Raw genomic sequence first — 12,729 nt, forward strand, 5'->3', positions numbered from 1 at the left:
CGCCGCACCTCCCCGGTCGGCCCCGCCCATCGGGGACCGCGTCCGCACGACGAAGGAGCCGGCCCTGTCCCGACCCCGCCACCGTTCGTCCCGGACCGCGCGCCGCGGCACGCGGTCCTCCGGGGCAGGCCGCCACGAGCGCCGGTCCCGGCGTGCCGGGCTGCTGCTGGCGCTCGCGCTGGCCTGCGCCGGCGTGCTCATCGCCGTGCCCGTGGTGCTCCTGTCCGCGTGGGATTCCGGCAGCGACAGCTCGCCGTCCTCCCGCGGTGCGGGCGGTGTGTTCAGCGGCGGGGGTGACGGCGGCGGCGCCGGAGGCGGCGGTCCCGGTGGCGGTTCCGACGACGGAGCCGTTCCCGGCGCCACGACGGAGGCCGCCCGGACGCGCGACCCCGGAGGGACGCCGGTGGACGCCGCGGGCAACGCCTCGGGCACGCCGGGCGCCGCCGGTGGTGGCGCCGGGACCGGCGGTTGGAGGACCGGGAGCGGCGGGTCGACGGGCGGGACCAGCGGGTCCACGACCGGCGGCGCGGGCGCCCCGGCCGTCGGTGGGTCGAGCGGCGGCCGGTCGGGCGGCGGCACCGCGAATGCCGGCGGGGGCCAGGCGCCGGCTCCGGCGTACGACGGCGGGACCGCCGCCGGCGCACCGGCTCCCCAGCCCGGCCCGGCGCTGCAGCCCGCGCCGCAGCAGCCCGCCCCGGCGCTGCAGCCCGCGCCGCAGCAGCCCGCCCCGGCGCTGCAGCCCGCGCCGCAGCCGCCGGCCCCGGCCCCGACCCCGGAGCCGGAGACCGACGCCAACGACGTCCCCTGCCCGTGCCGGGTGGTGAACGGCGTCCTGGTCAGCCTCTCCAGGGTGACCGACGACGTCACCGGCAGCCTGCTCGGCTGAAGCCGGCGTCTCCCTCCTCGTCGACCCGGGCTGTCGCGACCCCAGCGGTGCAGCGCGGGAGCGGTGACCACGGGCCTGGGGTCGCGGTCGGGCGCGGTCTCGCTAGGTTCGGTGCATGAGCGCCCGCGACGACGTCTCCGAGATTTTCGACAGCTCCGCCTGGCGGCCGGTCGAGGGCTTCGACTTCGAGGACATCACCTACCACCGCGCCGTCGACGCCGGCGTCGTCCGCATCGCCTTCGACCGGCCCGAGGTGCGCAACGCCTTCCGGCCGCAGAGCGTCGACGAGCTGATCGCCGCCCTGGAGCACGCGCGGCTGTCCACCGACGTCGGCTGCGTGCTCCTCACCGGCAACGGGCCCAGCCCGAAGGACGGCGGCTGGGCCTTCTGCTCCGGCGGCGACCAGCGGGTGCGCGGGAAGTACGGCTACGAGCACGACAAGGGGCGCTCGAGCGGCCGGCTGCACATCCTCGAGGCGCAGCGGCTGATCCGCTTCATGCCCAAGGTCGTCATCTGCGTCGTCCCCGGGTGGGCGGCCGGCGGCGGGCACAGCCTGCACGTCGTCTCCGACCTGACCCTGGCCAGCGCCGAGAACGCCCGGTTCAAGCAGACCGACGCCGACGTCGGCAGCTTCGACGGCGGCTTCGGCTCGGCCTACCTGGCCCGCCAGGTCGGGCAGAAGTTCGCCCGCGAGATCTTCTTCCTCGGCGACGAGTACACCGCCCAGGACGCGCACGCGATGGGCATGGTCAACCGCGTCGTCCCGCATGCCGACCTGGAGCGCACCGCGCTGGAGTGGGGGAAGAAGATCGTGGCGAAGAGCCCCACGGCGCAGCGGATGCTCAAGTACTCGTTCAACCTGATCGACGACGGGCTGGTCGGTCAGCAGTTGTTCGCCGGCGAGACCACCCGGCTGGCCTACATGGCCGAGGAGGCCGTCGAGGGCCGGGACGCGTTCCTCGAGAAGCGCGACCCCGACTTCACCCGGTTCCCCTGGCACGTGTGAATCGGCGCCACGGGGGGACTCCCGGGGCCGGAAGAACAGACGAAGAGGAGGTCGCTGTGATCGTCGAGGTGGTGACGGGCGCCGACGAGCGTCCGGAGGCGCGGGTGGTCGACGTCGACGACCTGGGGCGGCTGCACCTGGCCCTGGGCGTGGTCACCGACGAGGAGGCCGCCGAGGCGCTGGAGCGCTCGGGCCTCGGCCGGTTGCAGGACGAGGACACCGCGTTCCTCGACGTGGCGGCCCTCCGCGCCGCCGCCGAGCCACGCGCCGGAGGCCCCGGCTGGTCGGCGGAGTGGGATCGGATGATCACCGCGGCCCGCGGCAAGGGATGGCTGTCCGAGGACGGCGCCAGCCTCCAGGTGCACGTGGAGAGCGCCGCCGGCGCCTGAGCGCAACCCTGCGGGCGCACCCCTGTGACCTGCGGGAAGTCATCGCTACTTATCGGTAGCGAGATCATTGTGGTCCTCCCGCCGAGACGCCAGGATGGCCCCGTGCATACGACCAGCCGTGCCGGAACGGCGTCATGACGGGCGCGCCTGGACGGCCGCTGAGCGCGGAACTGTCCGAGCAGCTGCTCGCCGTCTCCGTCGACATCCTGGCCGACGAGGGATGGGGCAGGCTCAACAGCGACCGCATCGCGGCCCGCGCCCGGGCCGGCAAGGCGGGCATCTACCGCCGGTGGCCGACCATGGCGGCGCTCGCCCGTGCGGCTGTGAGCCGGTTCGAGCTGGTGGCGTTGCCCGACGACGGCGGCTCGGTGCGGGAGGACCTGCTCGGTCTGCTCAACGCGCGGTGGACGCAGCCGCTGAGCCGCGAGGAGCGGGCGGTGGCCAGCCTCGTGGGTGCCGCGCGGCACGACGAGGAGCTGCGCGCCGGGCTCGACGAGGCCCTGGTGCAGCCCCTGACGGCGGCCGTCGGGAAGATCTGCGCTCGCGCCGAGGAGCGAGGTGAACTGGTCCGTCACGAGCGGATGCGGCTGCTGACGTCGGTCCTGGAGGCGTTCTGGTGGCAGCGCTACCGGATGGCCGAGCCGTTCGGTCCCGACCAGATCGAGCTGGTCGTCGACGAGGTCCTGATGCCGCTGGTCCGGCCGGTGGGCGAGCGCGTTCCCGCCTGACCTCGGCGCTCAGCCGGTGCGGTGTGCCGGCTGCGCCGCGACCGCCCGCGGCTCCAGGCCCAGCTGGGCGTGCAGGCCGCTCATGAGGCGGTCGGCCAGCGCCCGCACCTCCGCGGCGGGGTCGCGGTCGGCTGCCTCCTCCGCGACCAGCCGCTGCTCGGTCGCGACCACCCGGGACACCGCGAGCCACAGGGCTGCGGCCAGCGGGGCGGCCATCCGCGGGCAGAACAGCACCGGTGACGTGGCCAGGCCGGGCTCGGGGTCGGTCTCCCAGGCCTCGGCCAGTGCGGCCGCCAGCCGTGGCTCGGCCTCGAACAGCACCCGCTGCTCGTAGGCGGCCAGGGCCGGGCTGGTCCGCACCACCTCGGTGAAGGCGCGCCCCTCCGGACTCAGCTGCAGGCCCACGAACCGTGCGGCGCCATCGGCCAGGTGATCGGCCAGCGCCGCCAGGGGGGACACCCCGGCCGGCCGGTTCCGGACCGCGTCGGCCGGACCGTGCGACCACGGGATGCGCCCGTCGAAGAAGAGCTCTTCCTTGGTCGGGAAGTGGTTGAAGACCGTCTGCACGGCGACGTCGGCACGGCGGGCGATGTCGGCGATGGTCACGGCGTCGAAGCCCTGGTCGGCGAACATCGCGTGCGCCACCGCGCGGATGTGCGCCCGCGTCCGTGCCTTCTTCGCCGCCCGGCGGTCGGTGCCCTCGTTCACGGCGCCGAGCCTAGGTACCCGGGAGGCTCGCGCCGCGCATTACCGACCGGACGGTATGTCGTGCACACCGCATCGCGGGGTGGATGTGGGTGCCCGCTGCCGGCCAGGCACGATGTCCCGCGAGGTGCCCCGCTGCAGACGCCGGCGGCGCCGGACGACTGCGAGGAGGAGCCGCCAAGTGCGGACGAGAGCTGCGGTACTGCGCGAGCCGGAGACCGAGTACGAGTTCGTCGAGCTGGAGGTCCTCGACCCCGACCCCGGCGAGGTGCTGGTCGAGATGGCCTACGCCGGGCTCTGCCACTCCGACGAGCACCTCCGGCACGCCAACCCGGGCGGGCGGTACCCGATCGTGGGTGGGCACGAGGGCTCCGGCGTCGTCCAGGCGGTGGGCGCCGGCGTGACCGGCGTGGCCCCCGGCGACCACGTCGTCACCAGCTTCCTGCCGGCGTGCGGGCACTGCCGGTTCTGCGCCTCCGGCCGCTCCAACCTCTGCGACAAGGGCGCCACCATCGCCACCGGCCAGCTGCCCACCGGCACGTTTCCCTACCGGCTGGACGGCGAGCCGCTCGGCGGGTTCTGCATGATCGGCGCCTTCGCCCGGCACACGCTGCTCAGCGAGTTCTCCTGCGTGCGGATCGACCCCTGGCTGCCGCTGGACACCGCCGCGCTGGTCGCCTGCAGCGTGCCGACGGGCTGGGGTTCGGCGGTCTACTCCGGCGGGGTGCGGCCAGGGGACACGGTCGTCGTCGTCGGCCTCGGCGGGGTGGGCGTGAACGCCGTCCAGGGCGCGGTGCACGCCGGCGCCATGCACGTGATCGGCGTCGACCCGGTGGCGATGAAGCGCGAGTTCGCCGAGTCGCTGGGCGCCACCCGCACGGTGGCCGACGCCGGCGAGGCGGTCGGGCCGGCCCGCGAGCTGTCCCGCGGCACCGGCGCCGACGTCGTGGTCGTGACGGTCGGGAAGATGTCGGGCGAGGTCTACCGGGCGGCGTCGGCCTGCCTGGGCAAGGGCGGAACGCTCGTGCTCACCGCTCTGGCCGACCGGCCCGAGGAGGGCCGCGCGGTGCTCAACGGCCAGGTCACCACCGTGTTCGAGCACCGCGTGCAGGGCGCGATGTTCGGCTCGTGCAACCCGTTCACCGACATCCCGCGGCTGCTGCGGCTGCACGAGGAGGGCCGGCTGGAGCTCGACCGGCTGATCACCCGCCGGTACTCCCTCGACGAGGTCAACCAGGGGTACCGCGACCAGGCCGCCGGCGAGACGGTGCGCGGCCTCCTCGACCACTCCCGCTGAGCCCGGCGCCGCCGCCCGCCCGTCAGGGCATAGGAGGCTATGCATACGGATTCGGCACCGAAACCGTATGCATAGCCTCCTATGCCTAGGTAGTGGCGGGGGCCGGTTGGGGAGTGCGCCGAGTGGGCAGCCTGCGGCGCATGAGTGAGCCCCGCATCGCCGTCCTCGACGTCGACGGCACCCTGGTCGACACCAACTACCAGCACGCCCTGGCCTGGTACCGGGCGCCCCGGTCGTTGGGGGAGACCTATCCGATCTGGCGGATCCACCGGCTGATCGGGATGGGCGGCGACCGGCTGCCGGCGGCGCTGGGTGGCGACGACGTCGAGGCGCGGATCGGCGACGACGCCCGCGAACGGTGGACGGAGGAGTTCGACCGGCTGATCGACGAGGTGGCGCCGCTGCCGGGCGCCCGCGAGCTGATCGAGGGCCTGCGCGAGCGCGGGCACCGGGTGGTGCTGGCCAGCTCGGGCAAGGCCAAGCACGTCGACCACTTCCTCGACCTGCTCGGCGTCCGGGACCTGGCCGAGGCGTGGACGACCAACGACGACGTCGAGTCCAGCAAGCCCGCCCCCGACCTGCTGCAGGTGGCGCTGACGAAGCTGGGCGAGCCCGCGGACGCGCCGAGCGTCGTGGTCGGCGACTCGGTCTTCGACGTCGAGGCGGCGAAGAACGCCGGGATGCCGGCGCTCGTCGTGCGGTCCGGCGGGTTCGGGGACGACGAGCTGCGCGAGGCCGGGGCGGTCGACGTCTTCGACACCCCGGGCGACCTCGCCGCGGCGCTGGACCGGATACCGCCGGCGTGACCGTGCGGGTCGGGCTGGTGGGCGCGGGCGGCGTCGGCGCCCGGCACGCCCGCACCCTGGCCGGCTTCGACGACGTGGAGCTGGTCGGCCTCGCCGACGCCGTGCCCGGGGCGGCGGACGCCCTCGCCGCGGCACTCGGCGTGCCGGTCCTCGACTCGGTCGAGCAGCTCCTGCGCGCCCGGCCGGACGCCGTCTGGCTGTGCGTCCCGCCGTTCGCGCACGGCGACCTGGAGCTGGCCGTGACCGCCGCCGGGCTGCCCTTCTTCGTCGAGAAGCCCCTGGCGGCCGATCTCGCCGTCGCCGAGCGCGTGGCCGAGGCGGTGACCGCGGCCGGTCTGCCCACCGCGACCGGCTACCACTGGCGTCACCTGGACACGGTGGCCCGTGCCCGGGACGAGCTGACCGGCCGCACGCCCCGGCTGGTGAGCGTCACCTGGCAGGACAAGGTCCCGCCGCCGGCCTGGTGGTCCAGCACCGCGCTGGGCGGCGGGCAGGTGGTCGAGCAGGTTACGCACGTGCTCGACCTGGCCCGGGTGCTGGCGGGGGAGGTCGACGAGGTGCAGGCGATCGCGGCGCCGTCGTCGGCTCCGGACCGCGACGTCGCCGACGCCACCGCCGCCGTGCTGCGCTTCACCTCCGGCGCGGTGGGCACCCTCGCCGCCACGTGCGCCCTCCCGGCGAGGGGCGGGGCCGGGATCGACGTGGCCGCCGACGGCCTGCTGCTCCAGCTCACCGAGACCTCGCTGCGGATCACCGGGGCCGACGGCGTGCGCGAGGCCGCCCCGTCCGTCGACGCGCGGACGGCGGTGGACCGGGCCTTCGTCGACGTCCTCACCGGCCGTCCCGCCCCCGCGGGGCTGGTCGACCACGCCGAGGCGCTGCGCACCCACCGCCTCGCCTGGGCGGTCGCGGAGGCGGCGCGGACCGGTGCTCCGGTGCGCCCCCGGCCCTGATGCCTATCCGGCCCGCGCGTAGGAGACGCCCGCCCGCCGCAACACCTCACCGTAGAGCCGCTCGTAGCGGTCGGTCATGACCGCCGGCGCGAACCGGCGGCGCGCCTCCGCCGCGCAGACCGCCGGGTCGATGTCGCCGACCCGGTGCAGCGCAGCGGCGAACCCGGCCTCGTCGGAGGCGAGGAAACCGGTCCGCCCGTGCTCCACCAGGGAAGGCAGGCACCCGCGGGCCATCGCCACGACCGGGGTCCCGGCGGCGAGGGCCTCGCACACGGCGGTCCCGCCCGGCTCCTCCCAGCGGATCGGGAAGAGGACGGCGCGGGCCTCGCGGAGCAGCCGCGTCTTGTCCGCTCCGGTGACCGAGCCGATCCAGCGCGCGCGGTCCCCGTCCAGCAGCGGCCGGACGTGTGCGGTGAACCACGCCAGGTCGGGGTGGGTGTGCACCGGGTGGTCCGGGTCGGCGAGCGCCGCATCCAGCGCCGCCGCGTCGGGCAGCCCCGCGACCGGCCCGGCGAGCACGAGCGGCAGCCCGGCCGTCCGGCAGGCGCGCACCGCGGTGTCCACGCCCTTGAGCGCGCACATCCGGGCCAGCAGCAGCGCGTAGTCCGACCGGTCCGCGGTCGGCAGCGGCGGTTCGGAAGGGATCGGGACGGACAGCGGCACCGAGCCGACCGTCTGGCGCCGCACGGCATCCGGCCCCCGCGCGACCTGGGTGTCCGAGACGCCCGCGAAGAACACCCGCCCCCTGCCGTCGAAGCGCTCGTAGAAGTCGGCGTTGCGGCGCAGGTCCCAGTGCAGCGTCGCCAGCACCGGGGGAGCGGCCTCCCCGAGCGCGGCCAGCACCGCGGGCCCGACGACCTCCAGGTGCGTGTGGACGAGGTCGAACGGCTCCCCGGCGTCCGCATGCTTTCGGAGCGCGGCGAGGACGGCGACGGCGTGGGCGTGGGCGATCCCCACGACCTCGGGGTACGGACCGGCCAGCCGGGCGAACTGGCCGGTGGGAAAGGCGCTGACCAGTCCGTCGGCCGGCAACCGGGAGTCGCCCACGGTCGCGAGGACGACCACGTGCCCGCGGGCGCGCAGTTCGGCGGTGAGCGTGGCGACGACGTTCTCCAGCCCGCCGTAGCCGTTCGGTGGCACCGGCAGCCAGGGGCCGGCGTCCATCAGGATCCTCATGCGCCCCGCCGGTGCTGTTCCGCCGCCCGGACCGACCGCATCGGGGGCCGCTCCAGCACTCCGACGTCCCAGTTCACCGCCTCGATGCCGTCGCCGCTGCCCAGGAACTGGAGCAGTTCGGCCGACGACGGCCCGGCGGACGGCCGCCGGGCCAGCGCCGTCTGCAGGATCTGCCCGGCCATGCGACCGAGCGCCGCGTCGGGCTGGTGACCGTGCCGCCGGGTGCCGAGGTCGACCTGGGCCATGGCGTCCACCCCGGCCTCCTCCAGGATGTCGACCAGCAGACCGAGTTCCACGCCGTAGCCGGAGACGAACGGCACCGACTCGAGCAGCGCGCGGCGGCCGGCGTACTCGCCGGACAGCGGCTGCACGAAGCCGGCCAGCTCCGGCCACCAGGCGTTGAGCAGCGGCCGGGCGAGCAGCTCGGTGACCCGCCCGCCCCCGGAGGGCACCAGGCCCTCAGGGGTGTCGAGCGGCCGGTCGTACAGGCCTTTCACGTAGCCGACGCCGGGGTCGGCCAGCAGCGGACCGACCAGGCCGACGACGAACCGCGGGTCGAACGCGACGAGGTCGGCGTCGACGAAGACCACCAGGTCACCGGTGGTGACGGCGAGGGACTTCCACAGCGCCTCCCCCTTGCCCGGGACGCGGCCGTGCTCGGGCAGGACCGTGTCGACGTGCACCACCCGGGCCCCCGCACGCGCGGCGACGGCCGCGGTGCGGTCGGTGGAGCCGCTGTCCATGACGACCAGCTCGTCGATGAGCGGGTGGTCCTCGATCAGCCAGGTCCGGAGGGCGGCGACGATGGCGCCGACCGTGCGTTCCTCGTCCAGTGCGGGCAGGACGACGCTGATCGTGCAGCCCGCTCGTCGCTTGGCGGCCAGCACGTCCGCCGGCTGCCAGGCGCTCGCCGAATAGGTGCGGTGGTGGAGCCAGCGTCGAACGTCCGCCCGCATGCACGTCCCCCCGGTCGGGCGCCGGGTCCGCACCGGCGCGGGACCCCCGTCGGCGCAGCATGCCGGAGACGACGCGTTCCGTCGCCCCTCCCGTGCGTGGGGTCTCAGCGGCCGGGCTGCGCCGGCGGGGTCCGGCGGCGGAGCGCCTCGTCGGGGCGGTCGGTGATCAGCGCGTCGACGCCGAGGGTGAGCAGGAAGTCGATGTCGGCGGGGGAGTTCGCCGTCCAGACGTGCACCTCCTTGCCGGCGGCGTGCGCCTGGGCGACGTAGCCGGGGTCGGCGCGCACCAGCGCCAGCCCGGGGCCGACCGCGGTCATCGACCCGGACAGCAGGTCGGTGCGCACCGGGCGCAGCCGCTTGCCGATCAGCTGCACCGTCGGCACGCCCGGCGCGAGAGCGGTCACCCGGCGCACCGCGAGCTGGGAGAAGCTCATCACCCGGAACGCCGGCTTCCCGCCCCACTCGGCCGGCCGGTCGCCGCGGAGCAGGCCGAACCGGCGCAGGGTCCGCAGAAGTTCGGCCTCGACGCGGAACGCGTGCCGGGTGGGGTGCTTGGTCTCGATGGCCAGCCGCACGGTGCCGGGGGTGGCGGTCACGTACTCGAGCAGCCGGTCCAGGGTCAGCACCAGGCCGTTCTCCACGTCCGGCTCGTCGGTGACGGCGACGATCTCGTCGTCCTTCCACCGGTCGAACCGGCTGCGGCGGGCCCCGAAGCGGAACTGCTCGAGCTCGGCGAGGTGCAGCGCGGAGACGACGCCGCGGCCGTTGGAGGTGCGCCGGACCCTTCGGTCGTGGACGCAGACCAGCACGCCGTCGCGGGTCATCCGGACGTCGCACTCGACCGCGTCGGCGCCGAGCACCGCCGCGTTGCGGAAGGCGGCCAGCGTGTGTTCCGGCGCCTCCGCGGTGGCCCCGCGGTGGGCGACGACCTCGGGGGCGCTCACCTGCGCGAGGCGGACAGGACGGGAGGAGCGACCGGCACGCGGCGATCCTCCCCGCCCGCGGTGGAGACCGCGACCGTGGGGGTGACCTCAGCCGGCCAGCCGGGCGCGGTACTCCGGGACGGTGCCCATCGGCGGCCGCTCGTCGACGGCGACGCTGCTGGTACGGGGCACGAAGCCGGCGCCGTCGTGCCGGAACCGGGTCAGCAGCCCGCTGGCATCCGGCGCGGACGCGGCCCGGGCCAGCACGGTGGCGACCACCTGCCCGGCCATCTCGCCGAGCGCCTCGACGCCCTGCGAGGTGTGCCGCCGCTCGCCGAGGTCCACCTGGGCCAGCGAGGCCAGCCCGCCGAGCCGCAGCAGATCGACCAGCAGCCCCACCTCCACGCCGTAGGACGCGACGAACGGCACCTGCTCCAGGGCGGTGCGCCGGCCGGCGTACTCGCCGCCGAGGGGCTGGACGACCCCGGCGAGCTCGGGCCACAGCGCGTTGAGCAGCGGGCGGGCGGTCAGCTCGGTCACCCGGCCCCCGCCGGCGGGCAGCACGACGTCCCCGACCTGCAGCGGCCGGGTGTAGCAGCCCTTCACGTAGTCGACCTGCGGGTCGGTCAGCAGCGGGCCGAGCAGCCCGGGCACGTAGTGGGCGACGTCGCCGAGCAGGTCGGCGTCGAGGAAGACGACGAGGTCGCCGGTGGTGGCGGCCAGCGACTTCCACAGCGCCTCGCCCTTGCCGCGGCGGGTGCCGTGGGCGGGCAGCACGTCGGTGGTGGCGACGACGGAGGCCCCGGCGGCGCGGGCGACGGCGGCGGTGGCGTCGGTGCTGTCGGAGTCGACGACGACGAGCTCGTCGACCAGCGGCGTCCGGCGCATCCAGTGCGCGCGCAGGTCGGCGACCAGCCGGCCCACGGTCGCCTCCTCGTTGCGCGCGGGGAGGACGACGCTGATCCGGTGGCCGCCGCGGTGCTTGGCGTGCAGCAGGGCCGCGACGTCGATCCGGTCGAGCGACGTCGCCGTGGTGGTGCGGTCGGCGAACCAGGCGCGGGCGTCGGGTCTCACCTCCCCACTGTCGACCAGGCCGGCTCCGGGCACCAGGGCGGGTCGGGGCTGTTCACCTCGCCGTCACGGGGACGTTCCGTGCCGGTGGTCGGGGGTGGCCCGGTTCGTGGCTCCTGCGGTGCTGCAGGTGCGTCCCCGTTCCGTCATCCGATCGGGGGGCCGCGTCCGGCCGAGTCGCGGTGCGCTCGGGCAGCGCCCACGATGTGCGGCATGACCACTGGGCAGCTGCCCCGAGGAGTGCCCGTGCCCCGTGCGACGGCCGATCAGCGGCGGCGGGTGGCGCTGCTGCTGGAGACCGCCGACGTCCTGGCCGAACGGGCCCGGCGCACCGATGACACGGTCCAGGCCGAGGTGCTGCTGCGCCGCTCGGCGCAGCGCCGGGCGCAGGCGGCCCGCCTCGCGGCCGGCCGCGCCCTGCCCGTCCCCGACCGCCCCGTGCCGGTTTCCGACCGCCGCCGGCAGGTCGGCCCGGCCTAGCGGGTGGGGGCGCGTCATCGGCCTGACCGGCCGGGAGGTGCGCCACGGGGCACCGTCGGCATCCTGCGGTTCTCTTGCGGATCGCTGGGCGCAACCGTGCGGTCGGCCGCGCAGGCTCGTCCCTGCCGCCGGGTGGATCAGCCGCCCGGTCAGCAGCAGGGGGGACCGCACCGTGATCAGCCGGATCAGCACCGCCGCCGAGCGCAGCTCTGCCGCGAAGCTCGTCGGCACCCTGGGCGTCCTCGCCGCGGCGGCCACCGTCGCCGGTCTGGGCAACCTACGGCGGCTTCACCGACACCGAGGCCGTGGACGCCCAGGTGGGCACGGGGGTGCTGTCGATCGACCTGGACGCAGCCGCGGGCATGACCACCGTGCCGTTCACCAGCGGGGCGCTGTTCCCCGGCGGCGTCGACCACCTGCTGGCCAGCATCTCGTTCCCCGAGACCGCAGGCGAGGACCTGGTCGGCCAGGCCAGCCGGATCGCCTTCACCTTCACCGCCGCCCAGCGCGACGGCGCCACCCGCTGACCCGGGCGCGGTAGCGGCGGGTACCGGGCCCACGGGGGGCCCGGTCCCCGCGGCTACGGGCGGCGTTGACACCAAGCGCCGCCCTGTGGGTCACTCGCGGCCAGGCTCGCGACCCATGCCGAGGAAGTCGCGGAGCCACTGGTCGACGCGCCGCATGGTGTCGGCGCCCGCGGTCCCCGTGCGTCGCGTGATCCGAGTCGTCGAGATCGTCCGCGGCTGCTCGGTCATGGCGAAGCTCGGCTTGGAGAGGCCGGTGCGGTCACCCTCGACGAGCACGTGGTGGGGCCAACCTCGGTCCACTGACGTGATCGGGACGACGATCGCCAGATCGCGGACGCTGGCCAGGTAGTCCGTGCTGGACACGACCACGGCGGGTCGGGTGCCACGCTGTTCCCGCCCCGCGGTCGGGTCGAAGTCGACCCAGATGATGGCGCCACGCGCGAGCGAGGAAGCCGTGTCCGTCACGGGTGGAGACCGTCGTCAGCCAACGAGTCCCATGCCTCGGTCTCCTCGCGGTAGGACGCGTCCGTGCTCGCGTAGGCCTCGCGGACGGCCTCGAACCGCGCCCGCCGGTCTGCCTCGTCGAGGAGTTCGGCGATCACTTCGGCGGCGGTCATCCGTTGCCGACCTGCCCGTGCGGCGATGCGTTCGCGCAGGCTCCGCGGCACCTTGATGGTGGTAACCGTGTCAGGCATACTGACGAGGATACCCACGAATCTTCCGGAGCGAAGTCTGACGCCTCGGTGGAGCGACCCGAAGGCCGCCCCATGGGTCGCCGACGGTGCGCCCCTCGAGGGAGCCGGTCCCCCGTCGGACGGACACGATC

The 12,729-nt window shown here is 75.3% G+C and carries 16 protein-coding genes; 9 read left to right on the plus strand and 7 right to left on the minus strand.

All coding sequences use genetic code 11. The features are described 5' to 3' along the window. The first annotated feature begins 193 nt into the window (after positions 1-193). The 4 genes from BLASA_RS24490 (at position 194) to BLASA_RS01375 (ending at position 3,009) form a co-directional block, all read left to right on the plus strand. Positions 194-886 (plus strand): hypothetical protein, encoded by a 693-nt coding sequence (locus BLASA_RS24490; protein WP_166486416.1) that lies wholly within the window; start codon positions 194-196, stop codon positions 884-886. Positions 887-1,001: 115 nt separating this feature from the next. Further along, positions 1,002-1,892, plus strand: coding sequence for a 1,4-dihydroxy-2-naphthoyl-CoA synthase (locus tag BLASA_RS01365; RefSeq protein WP_014374197.1), 891 nt, complete (start codon positions 1,002-1,004; stop codon positions 1,890-1,892). 56 nt (positions 1,893-1,948) lie between these two features. Next, complete coding sequence (locus BLASA_RS01370) at positions 1,949-2,281, plus strand: hypothetical protein (RefSeq protein WP_014374198.1); 333 nt, start codon at positions 1,949-1,951, stop codon at positions 2,279-2,281. A gap of 134 nt (positions 2,282-2,415) precedes the next feature. Continuing rightward, positions 2,416-3,009, plus strand: a complete 594-nt coding sequence (locus BLASA_RS01375; RefSeq protein WP_014374199.1) for a TetR-like C-terminal domain-containing protein — start codon at positions 2,416-2,418, stop codon at positions 3,007-3,009. A 9-nt stretch (positions 3,010-3,018) separates the two neighbouring features. Here BLASA_RS01375 and BLASA_RS01380 read toward each other — a convergent pair whose 3' ends face one another. Beyond that, positions 3,019-3,717, minus strand: a complete 699-nt coding sequence (locus BLASA_RS01380; RefSeq protein ID WP_014374200.1) for a TetR/AcrR family transcriptional regulator — start codon at positions 3,715-3,717, stop codon at positions 3,019-3,021. 178 nt (positions 3,718-3,895) lie between these two features. Between BLASA_RS01380 and BLASA_RS01385 the strand changes: the two genes are divergently transcribed. From BLASA_RS01385 to BLASA_RS01395, 3 genes are all read left to right on the plus strand, one after another. Beyond that, positions 3,896-5,011, plus strand: a complete 1,116-nt coding sequence (locus BLASA_RS01385) for an NDMA-dependent alcohol dehydrogenase (protein WP_014374201.1) — start codon at positions 3,896-3,898, stop codon at positions 5,009-5,011. Positions 5,012-5,151: 140 nt separating this feature from the next. Further along, a complete protein-coding gene (locus BLASA_RS01390; RefSeq protein ID WP_014374202.1) occupies positions 5,152-5,817 on the plus strand; it encodes an HAD family hydrolase in 666 nt (221 codons plus the stop codon). Next, positions 5,814-6,770: a Gfo/Idh/MocA family protein gene (locus BLASA_RS01395; RefSeq protein WP_014374203.1), complete on the plus strand. Its 957-nt coding sequence runs from the start codon at positions 5,814-5,816 to the stop codon at positions 6,768-6,770. Before BLASA_RS01390 ends, BLASA_RS01395 begins: the two co-directional genes overlap by 4 nt. A 3-nt stretch (positions 6,771-6,773) precedes the next feature. On the opposite strand, the gene BLASA_RS01400 is transcribed toward BLASA_RS01395, so the two are convergent. The 4 genes from BLASA_RS01400 to BLASA_RS01415 form a co-directional block, all read right to left on the minus strand. Continuing rightward, on the minus strand, positions 6,774-7,934 hold the full coding sequence (locus BLASA_RS01400) for a glycosyltransferase (RefSeq protein WP_231839530.1): 1,161 nt from the start codon (positions 7,932-7,934) through the stop codon (positions 6,774-6,776). 8 nt (positions 7,935-7,942) lie between these two features. Then, the gene (locus BLASA_RS01405; RefSeq protein ID WP_014374205.1) at positions 7,943-8,902 is read right to left on the minus strand and encodes a glucosyl-3-phosphoglycerate synthase; all 960 of its coding nucleotides are present in this window, start codon (positions 8,900-8,902) and stop codon (positions 7,943-7,945) included. 104 nt (positions 8,903-9,006) lie between these two features. After that, positions 9,007-9,846 (minus strand): glycerophosphodiester phosphodiesterase, encoded by an 840-nt coding sequence (locus BLASA_RS01410; RefSeq protein ID WP_014374206.1) that lies wholly within the window; start codon positions 9,844-9,846, stop codon positions 9,007-9,009. An 87-nt stretch (positions 9,847-9,933) separates the two neighbouring features. Beyond that, the gene (locus BLASA_RS01415; RefSeq protein ID WP_014374207.1) at positions 9,934-10,899 is read right to left on the minus strand and encodes a glucosyl-3-phosphoglycerate synthase; all 966 of its coding nucleotides are present in this window, start codon (positions 10,897-10,899) and stop codon (positions 9,934-9,936) included. A 210-nt stretch (positions 10,900-11,109) separates the two neighbouring features. Here BLASA_RS01415 and BLASA_RS01420 point away from each other — a divergent pair, with 210 nt between their 5' ends. Together BLASA_RS01420 and BLASA_RS01425 are read left to right on the plus strand one after the other, a co-directional pair. Then, complete coding sequence (locus tag BLASA_RS01420) at positions 11,110-11,376, plus strand: hypothetical protein (RefSeq protein WP_166486438.1); 267 nt, start codon at positions 11,110-11,112, stop codon at positions 11,374-11,376. A gap of 305 nt (positions 11,377-11,681) precedes the next feature. Then, complete coding sequence (locus tag BLASA_RS01425) at positions 11,682-11,903, plus strand: hypothetical protein (protein WP_014374209.1); 222 nt, start codon at positions 11,682-11,684, stop codon at positions 11,901-11,903. 90 nt (positions 11,904-11,993) lie between these two features. Here the strand turns inward: BLASA_RS01425 and BLASA_RS01430 are convergent, their stop codons facing one another. Further along, positions 11,994-12,368, minus strand: a complete 375-nt coding sequence (locus BLASA_RS01430) for a type II toxin-antitoxin system PemK/MazF family toxin (RefSeq protein WP_014374210.1) — start codon at positions 12,366-12,368, stop codon at positions 11,994-11,996. Further along, positions 12,365-12,598: a hypothetical protein gene (locus BLASA_RS24720; protein WP_014374211.1), complete on the minus strand. Its 234-nt coding sequence runs from the start codon at positions 12,596-12,598 to the stop codon at positions 12,365-12,367. Before BLASA_RS24720 ends, BLASA_RS01430 begins: the two co-directional genes overlap by 4 nt. Between the last annotated feature and the right edge of the window lie 131 nt (positions 12,599-12,729).

This window comes from Blastococcus saxobsidens DD2, from assembly GCF_000284015.1.
Lineage (GTDB): Bacteria > Actinomycetota > Actinomycetes > Mycobacteriales > Geodermatophilaceae > Blastococcus > Blastococcus saxobsidens_A.